Below are 15,285 nucleotides of genomic sequence, written 5' to 3'. Positions count from 1 at the left end.
TCCATACAGTTTTTCAATATTCTTGACGTTTAAAGCTTAGCGCCTGTGACATCGCATTAGAAACCTGTTATTAATAGATTTAAGCCCGGCTTCTAGTTTTGCTCGGTGAGAAAAATAGCGATCTTAGGTGTAAATGTGAACATAGTTTTTTCAGACTGTAAATGGAAAATCTAAGCTACTTCCAGATGATGTAAGTCCTTTTTGCTTTTGAAAACAAATGTTTGGCCTGATTCACTACTGACAGCATTGTTCACCTTTATCAATTGTTGCATCGCAGCGGTTTACAAAAATTAGAAATGCAAGTAGGGTTATGGCCGTAATGATCCAAAGTAAAAAGTTGGTCTTCGAGGTCTGATCCGGTAGTTTCTCGAAATCCTGGAGTTCTATTTGGGTGGTCACAAGGTCATATTCCAGCGCGGCCTCTTTAAAATTATTGAGGGTTATCGCTCTCTAGATCGAGTCTGTAATGATAAAAGCCTGTAAAAAAAGATTTTGCGACTCTTTTATCCTGCCCATTATCAAAAGATATTTTCCCTCAAGCCTAATAACATCAGCTCTGAGCGAGGGAATTTTATAGAGTTTAAGATAGCTATATGCACTATCCAGCGACTCCTGAACTCGTTCAACATCATTTTGAAAGGGATACAGCTCGACCATATTGAGATGGCCCTGCAATACGATTCTGGGCTCTTAAGCCTCCTTGACAAACTCAAGTTCGGTCTTGAAAGCTTTTTCCACTCCATCCCGTTCGTCTTTTTTAAGATTGAGGCTTGCGATATTTGAGGTAACAACGTAAGTAAAATGAACTCGATAGGCCTTGTTGAAGAAGTGATCTTCTGCATTATCATGTCGTAGCAGCTCCAGCGATTTACGGTAATTGTTCAAGGCGTGGGAATCGCGATTCTCTTTTTTATGGGTTGTGTTATGTTGTTGTACGTGCTTGCTGTCCTGAACAAGTCATTAATCCCTTGAGAATTTGCTAACTGTTCTTTAAAACTTTCCTTGCATTGTCATAATCGCCTATGTTATAATAAATCAGGGCAAGGTCACTATCATAATATTCTGGATTCTCTGCTTCATATTTTTCAAGTAATGACTTGATGAGTGGAAAGGTTTTCAATTGTCTACGATAAAAAAACCCTTTTACGCACAAGTACTGGATACTTCCTTTGCCACGTACACAGATTCCGGAAATTTTAGAAACTTCTGGTCGATCAGCAACTGGTTTCCCGTGGCAAGGATACTATCATTTTTAATCATCTGGTTGTAGGCAAGAAACACCTGGAAATCAGCATCGAGCCCCTGCTTTTGACTACCGTTTTTCTTAGCCCACTGCTGTACCGCAAAGATAGAATCTTTAAAACTCGACTTGAGTTTGACTTTTTGGTCATGATATCGATCAAAACGTTTATCAAAAATATTGGTGACTTTTTAAACTGCTGCTCGTTTTAAATTACAGGCAAAATATCTATTGCCTGCGCAGTTAGAATTACCGGTAGAAAAAATAGTCAAACAAGAACTAGCAATCGAACCATAAAATAAAGTCCCTACTACAATTTTAAACAAAATCCTATTGCCTTAATGATATACTACTATGCAAGCAAGAATTTTCCCATACTTCACAATTTTTTGGGAAGTACGAGGTTTTAACATCTTTCTGTCTAGGACTTAGTTATCTTGTGGATTATCAGGGTATGAGAGATAAATATTGTGGTTTTTACGCTTTCGCGAAAGCGTAACGCACATCAACACTATCCATAATAAAATTTCTACACCGTGCAACAACGATGTAGCTTATGCAAACAAGTAATTAAGAAACAATGAAATTAATCCAAATCCTGTTATTGATTTTTTCAATAAACCTTACGGCAAATGCGGTAAATGAACGTCCACACGTTAAGCCTACCGAAAATGATTGCACTAATGAAGGGGTTAATCTTGATCTTACGATTAATTCACCACCTCCTCAAACCATACCTTATATTCAAGACTTTGATAATTTCCCCACAGGCCCTACAAGTTCAGAACCATCCTATGCCCTGTCTGAGGACTGGACTAATGAGGGTGGGGACAGCTTTGACTGGACTACTGATACTGACAATACGGGTTCTGGTGGCACTGGGCCCAGTGCAGATAATACCACGGGAGTGCCAGGACAGGGCACCTACCTCTATCTGGAGGCTTCTGGTGGATCTGCGGGTAGGACTGCCGTTATGACAAGCCCCTACATAAGCCTGGACGGCGCTCAGGCAGGTTCACAGATGATATTCTGGTACCATATGCTAGGTTCAAATATAGGTAGTCTGGAAGTGGATATCAGAACCCTTTCAAACCCCTCATGGACGCAGATCATTGCGCCTTTCAGCGACAACGTGGATCTATGGCAACGCAGTGAGACCAACCTGGACTCTTACCTAGGCGAGACGGTTCAGTTCAGGTTTACGGGTACTACAGGCAATAGTTTTGACGGTGATATAGGTTTTGATGATTTTGCCGTAATCCCGCCGTGCACCGTTGATGTAGATGACCTGGCAGACCAGACCGAAACCAACACCTTTACCTTTCCTGCCATTACTGGATCTAATTTGACTGGCAATGAAATGTATTATACGGCATCACGTGGTAGGGGTACCGCCTTTGCACCGGGTCAGACCATTCAGGTTTCACAGTTTATAGTCTATCCCGTGACACTTTATATCTACGGCTATTTAAACGCGGCCTGTTATGATGAGGAGGACTTTCAGCTTACGTTTACCGAGGCTATCGCTCCAGATGCAAATAATATCCTGTATGTGGATAAAAAAGTGACTGGAGGCAATGAAACCGGGAATTCTTGGACAAACGCCCTACCAGAACTCGCTGATGCCCTGCTATTTGCAAAAGGTAGCGAGAGTAATTATACCGACTCAAACAGACTCAGGATCCACATAGCGGGCGGAACCTATAAACCCCTTTACAGTCCAGAGGACGGTGTAAATTTTGGTACGGATCAGGACAGGGATAACGCCTTTCTTCTAGTCAACTATGTAGAACTGTATGGGGGTTTTGCCAGTGGGCAGAGCCTAGCACAGAGAGACCTAGGCAATAGGGCTCATGAAACGGTCTTGAGTGGGGACTTCAATAACGATGATGTAGTGACCGGTGCAGGTGGTACACTCAGTTTTGCAAACAATGCAGAAAACGCCTATCATATCGTGGTAGGTACGAGCGGCGCCGGCACAAATATTATCGATGGAGTGACCATTAACGGTGGGAATGCAGATCTATTTGATGATTTCATGGTCAATGGTATAGAGGTTGATAAAGGAATGGGTGGCGGGATATATATTGAGGATATGGATCTCAAACTTACCAACTGTAAGGTTCTTCAAAATTTTGCTCGTAGTGGTGGTGGTATCTATGTTGAAGGTCGACTTGATGCCACGAACTGTCTAATTGCTAAAAACTTAGGATCAAACGGAGCTGGAACATTAGGTGGAGGGGGCATTCAATTTAATTTTGCCGATGACTCTACGTTTTCAAATTGTACCTTTTATGGAAACGAGGGACGCCTGAATGCTGGCGCACTAGCCATACGCAGTACTGACGTAGCTGTGGATAACTGCGTCTTCTGGAACAACTCTTTCAGGGGCAATACCAACGTGGCAGGAGCTGATATGGGTAGGAGTTCTTTAGGTTTTGCCAATTTTACCGTAACTTATTCACTTACTCAAGAAAACAGCAGCTTTCAGGGCACCGACGGTATCAATAATCAGGATCCAAAATTTATCGATCCATCAAATGACGACTTTAGGTTATTGCCCGGCTCTCCAGTGATCAATACCGCCAGCAATGCGGCCGTACCCGTTGGTATCACGACAGATGCTGCGGGAAACACCCGTATTTTTGATACCACCGTAGATATGGGAGCCTTAGAAAACCAGGGCAATATTAAACTATGGACAGGAGTTAATGGCAACGATGGTATTGCGGGCGGAAACTATTTTAACAATACCGCGCCCGCAGCGACAGACGTTATCGTGATACCAGGCAACGGCGTGACCAATTATCCCACTATCGATACACCATTAACGGTTGACAGCATCGTGATGCAGTCGGGATCGTCCCTTATCGCAAATGCCACGGTAAATGCCAGCGTCAAATACACAAGAAACCTACCAGATACTGACTGGCACCTTATAGCCGCTCCGGTTGCCGGCGAGACGCAGGAAGATATTATAGCAGGTACAAACCTGGCTACTGGAACCGGGTCTAACATAGGCGTGGGTTTCTACTCAAACAACACGGGTCCCGCTTATATCTTTGCTAATGAAGACAGTACGGGCCCTATTCCCTCGGGAGGAGGCATATCTATTAAACTGGCCGCAGCCAGCAATGTAAACATTACGGGAACGATCAATTCCAGCACGGTAACCGTCCCTGTTACCGTGGGTACCCGTACCAGTTTCAACCTGCTGGGGAATCCTTTTACCAGTTATTTGGATGCCACCACATTCCTGAATAACAATACCAGTGTACTGGGTGAAAATACTGTATGGTTATGGAACGGTACGGACTATGAAACCTTTAATCTGATCAACAGTATAAAGATCGCGCCCGCACAGGGGTTTTTTGTGGAGGCGGGAAGTAATGGTAATGTCAGTTTTGCCACCAGCAACCAGAGTCATAATGCGACAGACACATTCAAAAGTGGCAACGCGATCACCAGTTTTGAGTTAACTATGAGTAGCGCTGGCGAGCACGTCGCCACAAAAGTGTTTTTTGATAATAGAGGAACTACAGGTTTTGACAATGGCTATGACTCTACCCTATTTGCAGACGCTACAAACCATCTTGAACTCTTTACGGGACTGGTCGCAAACGATCAGGACATGCGACTGGCAATACAGACTCTTTCCAGAGATAATATGGAGAACAACGTTATACCCGTGGGCGTAATAGCGGGTGCGGGTGATCTACTTGAATTCTCCATTGGTACGGAAAATTTACCTACGGGACTCAACGTTTACCTGGAAGATCGGCTAAATCAGACCCTTACCCTATTGGAACAGGGTGGTGCGGGATATTCCGTAGCGCTGGACAGCGATATGAACGCAACGGGAAGGTTCTTTATCCAGATGAGCAATACTACACTAGGAACGGGTAGTACAACCACAGCAAATATTAAAATCTTTACTACAAACGATAATAACTTGCGTATCACGGGACTAGAAGATGGCAAGAAAGCGGTGGCGATCTATAGCTTACTGGGTAAAGAGATCGTGCACCACTCATTCAACACCGTGGGTACAGAAGACATATCCTTACCACTTGTTTCTGCTGGAATCTATATAGTAAATCTTCAGACAGAGAAAGGCCAGCAATCTCAAAAAATCCTTATTCAATAAGGACAGCTTTGTTAGTCACAGGCTGCATCCATTAGAACTAAACGGTCTACACTGGTTAGTTGCGAGCAGCGGTAGATTACGTAAAGCAAGACATGGTGCGTTTGCTGGAATCGCAGGAGTGGAAGAATTAGATTTTTATGCTCAGATTTCAACTTTCCGCAGTGAATCAGTCATAAGTTTGCAAAACTTATAATTTGATCATTGGATTCTTCAAAACTAAAGTACGTCTACCTCGTCGTTTTGAGCCTGATATGGGGTAGCTCATTCATACTTATAAAAAAAGCTTTAGGTCAGTCTGAGCACGGACTCACCCTGCAACCTTTGCAAGTAGGCGCGATCAGAACTATTATTTCTGGAATAATTTTAGTATTGATAGGCTACAAATCCTTTCTTAAAACCGATAAAAAGTACTACGGCTGGCTGTTTGTCTCTGGTCTTTTGGGAACCTTTTTTCCAGCGTTTTTATTTGCCTATGCACAAACTGAAATAGACAGTGCCATAAGTGCAATACTCAACTCCACGGTGCCACTCATTACCCTCATTTTGGGTGCAGTTATATTTGGTATAGCGTTTTCCAGAATACAATTAACAGGAGTCATCATAGGTTTGCTGGGTGCGGTAGGTCTTGTTTTAGCGGGTATGGAGAATAATCCTGATCAGAATTACCTTTTTGCGGGATTAGTATTTATTGCTTGTGCCTGCTACGCGACTAATGTGAATATCATCAAGCGTTATCTTCAAGACGTGAAGCCGCTTGCGATCGCAACAGGTAATTTTATTTTCATCGTTCCACTTGCTGCTGGAGTTTTCTTTTTTGCCGATGGGCAGAATCTGGAGTTTGAGTCAGAGCTTGTTCTTAAAAGCCTAGGTTATATTTTAGTGCTTTGTCTTTTTGGAACCGTAGCTGCCAAAATCATGTTCAACAAACTCGTACAAATTACCTCACCGGTTTTTGCCAGTAGCGTCACTTATTTGATGCCTGTCGTAGGATTGAGCTGGGGAATGCTGGATGGTGAGGAATTCAACGTATGGCAAGTCTTGTCTACCGCCGTAATCATTTTTGCGGTTATTCTCGTAACTAGCAACAAAAAACAACCGACTCCAAGTAGCTAGGAACCGGTTGCTTCTGAATCTCAAAGTATGTTGAGAATTAACATTGATCTATCAAACCCCCTATTTTTTGATAAATCGCTGTGTAACTTGTTGACCACTCACGGTCGTTACCCTGATTAAATAAATGCCTGAATGAAGTTGTCCTACAGATATTTGACTAGACATCGCAGTGGCAACTTGCTGACCTTGTAGGTTAAAAATTTCCGCTTTCGCGAAAGCGAGATCACCACCCACATTTAGTACATCACTCACGGGATTAGGGTAGATTTTCATTTTGACTTCTTTAATTAACTCATCTTCAATTCCCGCGGTGGATCCAAACTCATACACCCCCATATCTACTACGTTGTTTGCAATACGATTGTTTCCTGCAAGGTCTGAAGTGACTGTTACGTACTGATTGTCTCCTGCATCTATCGCTGGAGATCCAGGCTGTAAAGTATAGTCAGTACTGCTAGTGAACATAGGCGATCCTGTTAAATTGTTTGTGTTAATCCTTGAGCTCCCATTATTTCCTATGTTGCTAAATGCATTGTGATCGATGCTATTGCGTATTTCATAAATACTTGCGGCATCCTGTGTGGTTCCATTACCAACCGAAGTTAGATCATTTGTCCCTGATGTAATATTTGTGTTATTGTGAAAAGCGGTATTGAATATTCGTAAATTATTAATTGCTCCTCCACTTGCATTTCTTGAAGCTGAAATAACCATGGTGTTACCATTTGAAAGATTTGCCGTGTTATTTGCGATAGTACAATTGCGGAAATTTGAGGTAAGCCTGATAGTATTAGAGTTATCTTGTCTGTACCAGAAAAAACCTACGTTGTCTTGAGAACCTATTCCTTGCTTTTGGTTATCCACAAAAAGACAATTTTCTATATTTATGGTAAATTCTGCATTTGCTGCACGAGCATAAAGTAATGGAGCAAATCTTCCTAGATTTTGGGACATTATGGTATTTGAAATAGAGAGAATACCGTTTACATCGATAGCTTGAATAACTCCACCACGCTGTACTGCATTTTTTTCAATTTTACAATTTTCAATAGTAAAGTTCCCTGTAATCAACCTAATAGCTGCACCTTCTTGGGTGGCATTACTACCTGCATCATTTGCTTGCCCGCCAGATATAGTGATGCCATCGATCAAACAGTTGTCAGCAGTTATGTTGAGAATATTTAAGATATTTTCATTGCGATCTGCACTGTTAAATAAAGTAAATTGCCCGTCATTGCCATTAATGTCGCCAGATAGAATGGTTTCATTTGCTGCTACATCACGCTGAGATAGCATAGTCTCCGTTCCATTAAAACCACCATAGAGTTTTGTTCCATCTCTATTGAGTTGAAAAGAATTTGTTCTCGCCGTTCCAGGTATATAAGAACCAGCAGCAATCCAGAAATCACGACTACCTTGTGTGCTATTTAAGGCAGTGAGAAGGTCTGTATAGGCATTTGTCCAGCTGGTACCATCATTAGTTCCAGTTGCATTGATATCTACGTAAACAGGAGCAGCTTGTCCTGCGCTCTCGTAAGCACCCATGTCCACAGCGTTACCGGCTATTCTGCTATTTCCATCTAGATCTGAGGTAGTGCCAGTAGGTATAAGAGTATTGTCACCTGCGTCAACGGCTGGCGAAGAAGGACTTAATGTATAGTCTCCACTACCTAAAAATAGAGGATCACTGCTTAAATTATTATTGTTTATTCTGGTTGATCCATTATTTACTATGTTACTAAATGCGCTTTCATCAATAGAATTTCTTACTGCATACAAAGTTGCACTTAACTGACTTGTGCCGTTACCTATTGAATTCATCATTGTTGAACTTCCTCCCGAAATGCGGATGTTATCTTTAAAAATGGAGTTATTCACTACTAAACGCATATTGCTACCTCCTGTACGCGTACCTGATATGAGTAATGTATTAGCAGCTGTCTCAGATATGTTATCTGCCACAGTACAATTAGTCAATGTAGCGTTTATAGTACCACTTACATTCTGTCTAAACCACATGAGAGCAGGAGCAGCTGTGGTAACATTTCTTTTAGTATTATTTGTAATTAAACAATTCACCATTTTAAGATTTATAGTGCCTCCAGGAACTCTAGAATATAACACCGTTGCAAAATCACCTAAATTGTTAGAAATAATAGTGTTTTCAATAGACAAGCCTCCCGCTTGACCAAAGGCTCTTATCACTCCAGCCCGAGACACAACATTATCAACGATAGAGCAGTTCCTTACAGTAAAATTAGAATTGTTTATGAATAGAGCGGCTCCCTCTTCAGATGAGCCATTTGTACCTACCGCGTGACCACCAGAAATTGTAAGACCGTCAATCAAGCAGCTAGGATTATTTACTACTAAGACTCTTGCAGCATTTTCTGATCTATTTGCACCTGTAAAATCAACACCGGTATCATCACCGTTCAAATCACCAGATAAAATGGTTTGATTTACCGCGGGATCCCTTTGAGCTAAAATAGACTCTGTTCCATTAAAACCACCATATAAATTTATTCCAGTTACATTAAGATTAAATAATGATGTAGTTGTTGTGCCTGGTGTGTATCTGCCTGCTGCTATCCATATATTATCACCATTTGTTGCTGCTGTCAGTGCAGATTGTAAATCTGTATAAGCATCTGTCCAGCTGGTTCCATTATTTGCTCCAGTTGCGCTGGCATTAACATAGATCTGAGCACTGGCTGAAATGCTCAGTATGAACGAGATAATTAGTAAAGTTTTTTTCATGATTGAAATGGTTTTTTAATTCAATCACAAAACTGTAGCAATAGAGCAGCCGATTTTTACGAGAACTTATGAATCTTCATTTTGAACTTATAAAGCTCAAGTAATGAATCAAATACTTTGCACAATGGAAAGAAACTCTTCACGTTTATCCTTTGAAATCAGTACATCTATACCGCCTTCCATCAAGATATAACCACCGTCTTTACGTATATACTCCTTGATATGCTTCAAATTAATAAGATAGGAACGGTGCGGTTTGTAGAACATTTTGACCCCTTCAAGAATATCGGTAAAGTGCTTGAGGGGCTTGCTGACCAGTATTCTCTCTTCATCCATCAGGTGAAATTCGGTATACATCCCGTCTGCTTTTACTGCAATTATGCGGTCAAATTCCACAAACTTGATCCCGTCTGAATAAGGGAGCGCAATTTTAGAAAAGTTAGCTTCCCTAAAACTGTTTTTGAGTTCCATTAACCGTTCTGACAGTCGGGTTTTACCTCTATGCTCGATGGCCTTTTTAAGCGCAGCCTTAAGCTTTTCCGGTCTCAAAGGCTTCAATAGATAATCTATTGCGTTGAGCTTAAAAGCTTGGAGGGCATACTCGCTATAGGCCGTCGTAAATATGATCTCAAAATCAAAGTGTTCTTTATCAATAAAATCTGCTATTTCTAGGCCGCTGTGCTGTGGCATCTCTATATCTAGAAAAACCAGTTGTGGTCGTTCACTTTTAATCTTTGCTACGCCATCTAATAAATTGGGCGCCTTAAAAATCTCTGTAACTTCTGGACAATAATCTTCCAGTAAAATCTGCAATACCTCCCGAGCTTTGGGTTCGTCGTCTATTATGAGTGCTTTCATACTTCTAGGGTATATGGTATTTTGATACACACGATAGTCCCTTGAGGTTTTTCTCCATCATATTTATCAGTAATATGTACGCTGGCTTCCTTTTCCAGTACATAGTTAAGCAAGGAAATGCGGTCTCCAGTTGCTTTTGTGGCAAATGGTTTGTGGCGCTTTTTCTCTTGAAGTTCTCTAGCCTTTTTTCTACCTATACCGTTATCATCTATTGAACAGATTATGGCCTCCTTATCGGTTTCGGCATCGCAGAAGAGAATAGAAAGCCTACGCTCACCTTCCACATGGAGCAGTCCGTGTTTCAGAGCGTTTTCAACATACGGTTGAATTAACATGGTAGGGATGCAAATACGGGTGGCATCTTCATTGACATTGATATCAATTTTGTAAGACAATCGATCTTCAAATCGCAATTGCTCCAGTTCTAGATACATTTTGAGACTGTCTATTTCTTCCTGCAATGAAATGCGGCCCTTGACGCTGTGATCTAAATAAGTTCTTATAAGATCGGCAAATTTGCCTAGATATTCACCGGCTTGTGAACGCTGGTTTTTCAAGATATATTCTTGAATGGAATTGAGAGCGTTGAATACAAAATGTGGATTCATTTGTGAGCGCAGGTTTTCCAGTTTTAGGTTGATAAATTCCTTTTCTCTTTTGAGAGATAGGAGCTGTTTGTTTTTCTCGCTTTCGCGAAAGCGAGCCCTACGAAATTGCAAGTACAAAATGATCAGTACAGCACTAAGAACAACAAGTCCCCAGAACCAAAAAGTTTCGTAAAACGGGACTGTAACGATAAGATTGATTGTTTTGAAAGTCGCCTGTTTAGAATTACCAGAGGTAGGACGCAATCTGAACTCATAATCACCCGCAGGCAATGAGTTGAAGAATACAGAATTTACTCCAGGATTTATTTGAATCCATTCATTAGAAAGTCCCTTGAGACAGTACTCATAACTACCACTAGACATAGCACGTAAGCCAGTACCCGAATAGGATATTTCAACCTCACTTTCTTTTTCATCTAGAATATATGTAGTGTTCATGGGCACGACGCTCCCATTAATAGAGACTTCCGTGAAATAATAATCCACAGGCGTAAACTCCTTAAATACTTTCTCTTGATCTACGTGAAAGATATAGTCACCGCCAGAGAAGTAGATTTGGTTACTTAAGGGCTCTATATCCAGCACAGAATAATAGGGCACACCATCTTCTTTAGTCAAGTTTTTAAATTCACCTGTTTCTGTGTGGAGGCGCTGTATTCCAGCGTCTGATGAAATCCATAAATAGGGCTTGTTAATAGCGATGGCGTTTAGATTATTTGACAACAGCCCGTTAGAAATGTCCCAGGAGTTGATAAGCGTGTCGTTATTGAATTTAAGCAGTCCATGGGTAAAAGTGGCGACCCATAAGTTTCCGTTTTTATCTAGTGCCATGGATTTAGTCAATACATCCTGACCATTTTGCCGCACTAGTTTTTTTATCTTGAACTCTTGATCAACCTTGACCAGTTCATCCACCAGACCGAAGTATTTACTTTGCGTAGTGTGGTCATAAATACAAGTGTATCCTCTTTTAAATATACTGTACGTTGTAGAGTCTCTGTTAAATTCATGATAGATAGGCGCGATACTCGATCTGGCAGAGGAAGCAAGCATCAAACTATCTGCATTTAAAAAGATTAATTTTTTAATGGAGCCTTGGTTAGTCACAGGCAACACCTTTTTTCCATAAGCATCCAGAGTTACAGTCTGCAATTTTTTTACAAAGCTCACTTGATTTTTAAATGTATCAACAGCTATATCATTAATAGGCTCTTTGTTTTCAAAATCAATCAATTCTACAGCCTTACTTAAGGTCTTATACTTTGCAGCTGCACCGCCCTTAGAACCTATGTAAAGAGTGGAGTCTATACTCGCAAGGGCGGTAGTTTTATTAATTTTTTCTGGTAGATCTAATTTGTTTATATGTAGGTTAGGAATAACATAAACGCCATCATTTAGTGTAGTGATAAAATAATTTTCATCACGATCCATGACAATATCTGTAGTATGATTTTTTTTAAAAAAAGCATCTTCTATCTCGATAGATTTATTTGTGATTTTTAGAGAGTAGATTCCTTCAGTAGTACAGATCCAGATTTTATCCTTTATGTATTTAATTTTTTGAATGACTCTTAAATGATCTAGGACTTCTGAATTGATCTTGATCACTTTATTTTTAGAAAACTTATAAAATTGCGGACTCTCACGAAGTGATGTAAAGCAGGTCAAAATAAAATTATCATCAATTTCAACAGACCTATTGATTAAGCCCTGACCATTGAGTTTTTCAAAAAATGGTGGAGTTTCTCTAAACACCTTTTGATGTTTTTCAGTAGAAAAATGTAGGTTCTTATCCTTAGATAATATGATCTGATCATTAAAAACAAACGGGTAAGTGTTCAATTCATAAAGATCGTAATCAATGGATTTTAATTCTTTTGAAGCTATATCAACCACCAGAACTTGACGTGAGGTCCGTAAAACTACTGTATTGCTAGCAACGGTCAATTGAGGAAGCTGTCCCTTCAACTCATTTTTAAAATCCCTAAAGAGCACCATCTTGCCGTTCTCAACGTAGAACACCTGTCCAGAGATATTAATGCACCATACTCGATTCTGGGCATCAATATTAATTTCAAAAACAGATAGTCCTCGTTTTTTAGGATGGGAGTAGGTTTTGAAATTTTTACCGTCAAAACGTGTTAAGCCTTTGTTGCCCGCGAGCCATATAAAGCCACTGTTGTCTTCTGCAATTCCATAGAATTCTTTGTCAGGCAAACCATCTTTTTCTGTGAGATGTATAGATACAGGTTGCTGAGCGGTCACTAAACCGCTTACAAAAAATAGAATGAGCACTAAAAATCGCAGGATGATCTTTTTAAAAAAGGAAATCTACTATGAATTCCTGTCTTAAAAGTAGTCAATTGCTGAAACTCTATTATGAGCTTATAAGGACTGCTGAAAACTAATCTTTAAAGATGGTGGATTAGGTTTTCCGCTTTCGCGAAAGCGTAACAAAATAAAAAACCCGCTGCGTTGAGGCAGCGGGTTGATCATTAAAATTTGGATAAATTATTCAAAGTCTTTATCTGAAAGACCTGAATTCACATCCATTTTCTTTACTTCAAATGAAAGGGTTTGTCCCATCATATCTTGTTTTAACATCATTGGGAATTTAACTCCCTCTACTTCCTTATAATCCTCAAATCTCAAAACATTTGACATTTCTCCTTGTGGAGTTTTCATGATGTTTTCTTCAGCTAAGAGTAAGCCGCTCTGAATATCATAATAACGATTTTTTGTGTCGCTCCATTTGATTATGTAGACGTTGCTATCGTCAAAGCGCTCTGCTTTAACCAGCTCTGCTTTATCTGCAGCGGTAAGCTCTGGGAACATCAAAGCCTCAGCAGCTACAGCCATTTTCTCATCACCCTCTAATTCCCTTGTCTGACCTTGAGCGCTCATCAATGCTTTACCGTCTTTATAAACCTGCTTTTGAACTACGTTACCAGCTACTTGAACGGTTTGTAAAAACTTATCATTATTTGCTCTTTTCATTTCAAGAACAAGTTCTCCCATTGGGCTTGTATAAACGGCAAACATATCAGTCGACTTGATCTTACTCACAGCCTCTTCACCACCTATTGCCTTGATATAACTATCCAAAACATCTTGAGCAGTTAAACCAGCTGGAATTTCAACTGTAGACGGACGCTCTGTGGGCTCAGCCATCTTATCGTAAAATTTGATAGGCACGGGACGGCCATCGATTTGCATTTTCTCTAGGTTCTCAAGAACATCTCCAGCTTTACCTACAAGTACGATACGAGCTTTTTCAGGCTTGATATATTTGTTAGCCACACGCTTCACATCTTCTTTTGTAACCGCGTTGATGTTTTTGATAAAGTTCTTGTAGAAATCTTCAGGAAGATCCATAGTCCTGATGCGCACTGCACGATCTGCCACTACTGACTTATCTTCAGACTGCATGATGAAGTTCCCTAAGAATTTTGCTTTTGCATTAGCAAGCATTTCATCATCTACGTACTCATCTCTGATTCGTTTGATCTCCTTCATGGTCTCCACTACTGCACTGTCAGTAACCTCGTTACGTACTTTTGCGGTAGCTCTGAACGTAGACTTGTAATTTTTACCAGTTCCCAAGGAAGTACGAGCTCCATAAGTGTACCCATTTTCTTCTCTCAGGTTCATGTTGAGGTACGAACCAAAACTACCTCCCAAAATATAGTTTGCAACAACTGCTGCGTGATAATCTGGATCATTCATTTTTAGATCTGAAACCATGATTACCGCAAGCTCTGTTTGTACCGCATTAGGCACATCTACAAAGTTGATTTGTCTTTGATCCACATCGGTTACTCTAGGTAATTGTGGCATGGCAATTTCTTTTGCCTCCCAATCTTTGAAGTATTTCTTGACCAGTTTCTTAGCCTGCTTACCCTTGATATCACCGCTTATCACCATGTAAGCATTTGAAGGAGAGAAATACTTATTGTAATAATTCTCTACATCCTGAAGGGTTACATTATTGATGGTTTCTTCTGTCGCAAACTCACCAGCAGCGTGATTTTTACCGTAAGCCAGAGCACTTCTTACACGACCTGCAATCGCAGCGGCGCTGTTTTCTCCAGATTTGATGCTCTCAATAAGTTGAGATTTTTCAAAGTCTAGTTCATCTTGAGTAAAATTAGGTTTCAAAGCCGCATCAGCAAACATTTCAAAAACTTCTTCAGTATATTTTGAAAGTGTACCTGCGTAACCACCACTCATACTCACAAATAGGTTAGCTCCTAGAAAATCAACTTTTTCATTGAACTCTTCTTTAGACATTTCAGTAGTTCCCTTACCCATGATGGAGCTGGCAAGAGAAACTACACCTGCTTTTTCTCCCTCAACAATAGGTGGATTGTCTAGGCTCAAACTAAAGCTGATGGTAGGAAGCTTGCGATCTTCTACCACAAGTACCTGCATACCATTCTTAAGTTCAAAGGTGTAAGGCTTTCCTAATTTGATTTCAGGAGTGGGACCTGATTTAGGAGGTTGCGATCGATCTATTTGTGCTGTTGCCGTTACTCCTATAAAGAGTAAGGCGATCATAT

The 15,285-nt window shown here is 40.4% G+C and carries 8 protein-coding genes; 2 read left to right on the top strand and 6 right to left on the bottom strand.

What is annotated here, in order from left to right:
* Positions 1 to 690: 690 nt before the first annotated feature.
* Complete coding sequence (locus BST97_RS10925) at positions 691 to 885, bottom strand: hypothetical protein (protein ID WP_085767268.1); 195 nt, start codon at positions 883 to 885, stop codon at positions 691 to 693.
* Positions 886 to 979: 94 nt separating this feature from the next.
* Complete coding sequence (locus BST97_RS15835; RefSeq protein WP_157111624.1) at positions 980 to 1,120, bottom strand: hypothetical protein; 141 nt, start codon at positions 1,118 to 1,120, stop codon at positions 980 to 982.
* Positions 1,121 to 1,820: 700 nt separating this feature from the next.
* Here BST97_RS15835 and BST97_RS10920 point away from each other — a divergent pair.
* Positions 1,821 to 5,387 carry a T9SS type A sorting domain-containing protein gene (locus tag BST97_RS10920; protein WP_085767267.1) on the top strand — a complete coding sequence of 1,189 codons (3,567 nt, stop codon included), beginning with the start codon at positions 1,821 to 1,823 and terminating at the stop codon, positions 5,385 to 5,387.
* Between the two features lie 201 nt (positions 5,388 to 5,588).
* Positions 5,589 to 6,500: a DMT family transporter gene (locus BST97_RS10915; RefSeq protein WP_085767266.1), complete on the top strand. Its 912-nt coding sequence runs from the start codon at positions 5,589 to 5,591 to the stop codon at positions 6,498 to 6,500.
* Positions 6,501 to 6,560: 60 nt separating this feature from the next.
* On the opposite strand, the gene BST97_RS10910 is transcribed toward BST97_RS10915, so the two are convergent.
* The 4 genes from BST97_RS10910 to BST97_RS10895 form a co-directional block, all read right to left on the bottom strand.
* Positions 6,561 to 9,260 carry a T9SS type A sorting domain-containing protein gene (locus BST97_RS10910; protein WP_085767265.1) on the bottom strand — a complete coding sequence of 900 codons (2,700 nt, stop codon included), beginning with the start codon at positions 9,258 to 9,260 and terminating at the stop codon, positions 6,561 to 6,563.
* A 108-nt stretch (positions 9,261 to 9,368) separates the two neighbouring features.
* Positions 9,369 to 10,118: a LytR/AlgR family response regulator transcription factor gene (locus BST97_RS10905; RefSeq protein ID WP_085767264.1), complete on the bottom strand. Its 750-nt coding sequence runs from the start codon at positions 10,116 to 10,118 to the stop codon at positions 9,369 to 9,371.
* Positions 10,115 to 13,021: a sensor histidine kinase gene (locus tag BST97_RS10900; protein ID WP_085767263.1), complete on the bottom strand. Its 2,907-nt coding sequence runs from the start codon at positions 13,019 to 13,021 to the stop codon at positions 10,115 to 10,117. Before BST97_RS10900 ends, BST97_RS10905 begins: the two co-directional genes overlap by 4 nt.
* 216 nt (positions 13,022 to 13,237) lie before the next feature.
* Entirely contained in the window at positions 13,238 to 15,283 is a 2,046-nt protein-coding gene (locus BST97_RS10895; protein WP_245833551.1) for a M16 family metallopeptidase, read from the bottom strand.
* Between the last annotated feature and the right edge of the window lie 2 nt (positions 15,284 to 15,285).

It is taken from the genome of Nonlabens spongiae, assembly GCF_002117125.1.
Taxonomy (GTDB): domain Bacteria; phylum Bacteroidota; class Bacteroidia; order Flavobacteriales; family Flavobacteriaceae; genus Nonlabens; species Nonlabens spongiae.
The sequence above is the reverse complement of the archived record's forward strand: the minus strand, read 5'-3'. Positions and strand labels throughout refer to the sequence as shown.

Excerpts from the sequence above, each read along its gene's own strand:
- BST97_RS10920 (WP_085767267.1), top strand. The coding sequence starts at position 1,821 with ATGAAATTAATCCAAATCCTGTTATTGATTTTTTCAATAAACCTTACG.
- BST97_RS10910 (WP_085767265.1), bottom strand. The coding sequence starts at position 9,260 with ATGAAAAAAACTTTACTAATTATCTCGTTCATACTGAGCATTTCAGCC.
- BST97_RS10905 (WP_085767264.1), bottom strand. The coding sequence starts at position 10,118 with ATGAAAGCACTCATAATAGACGACGAACCCAAAGCTCGGGAGGTATTG.
- BST97_RS10895 (WP_245833551.1), bottom strand. The coding sequence starts at position 15,283 with ATGATCGCCTTACTCTTTATAGGAGTAACGGCAACAGCACAAATAGAT.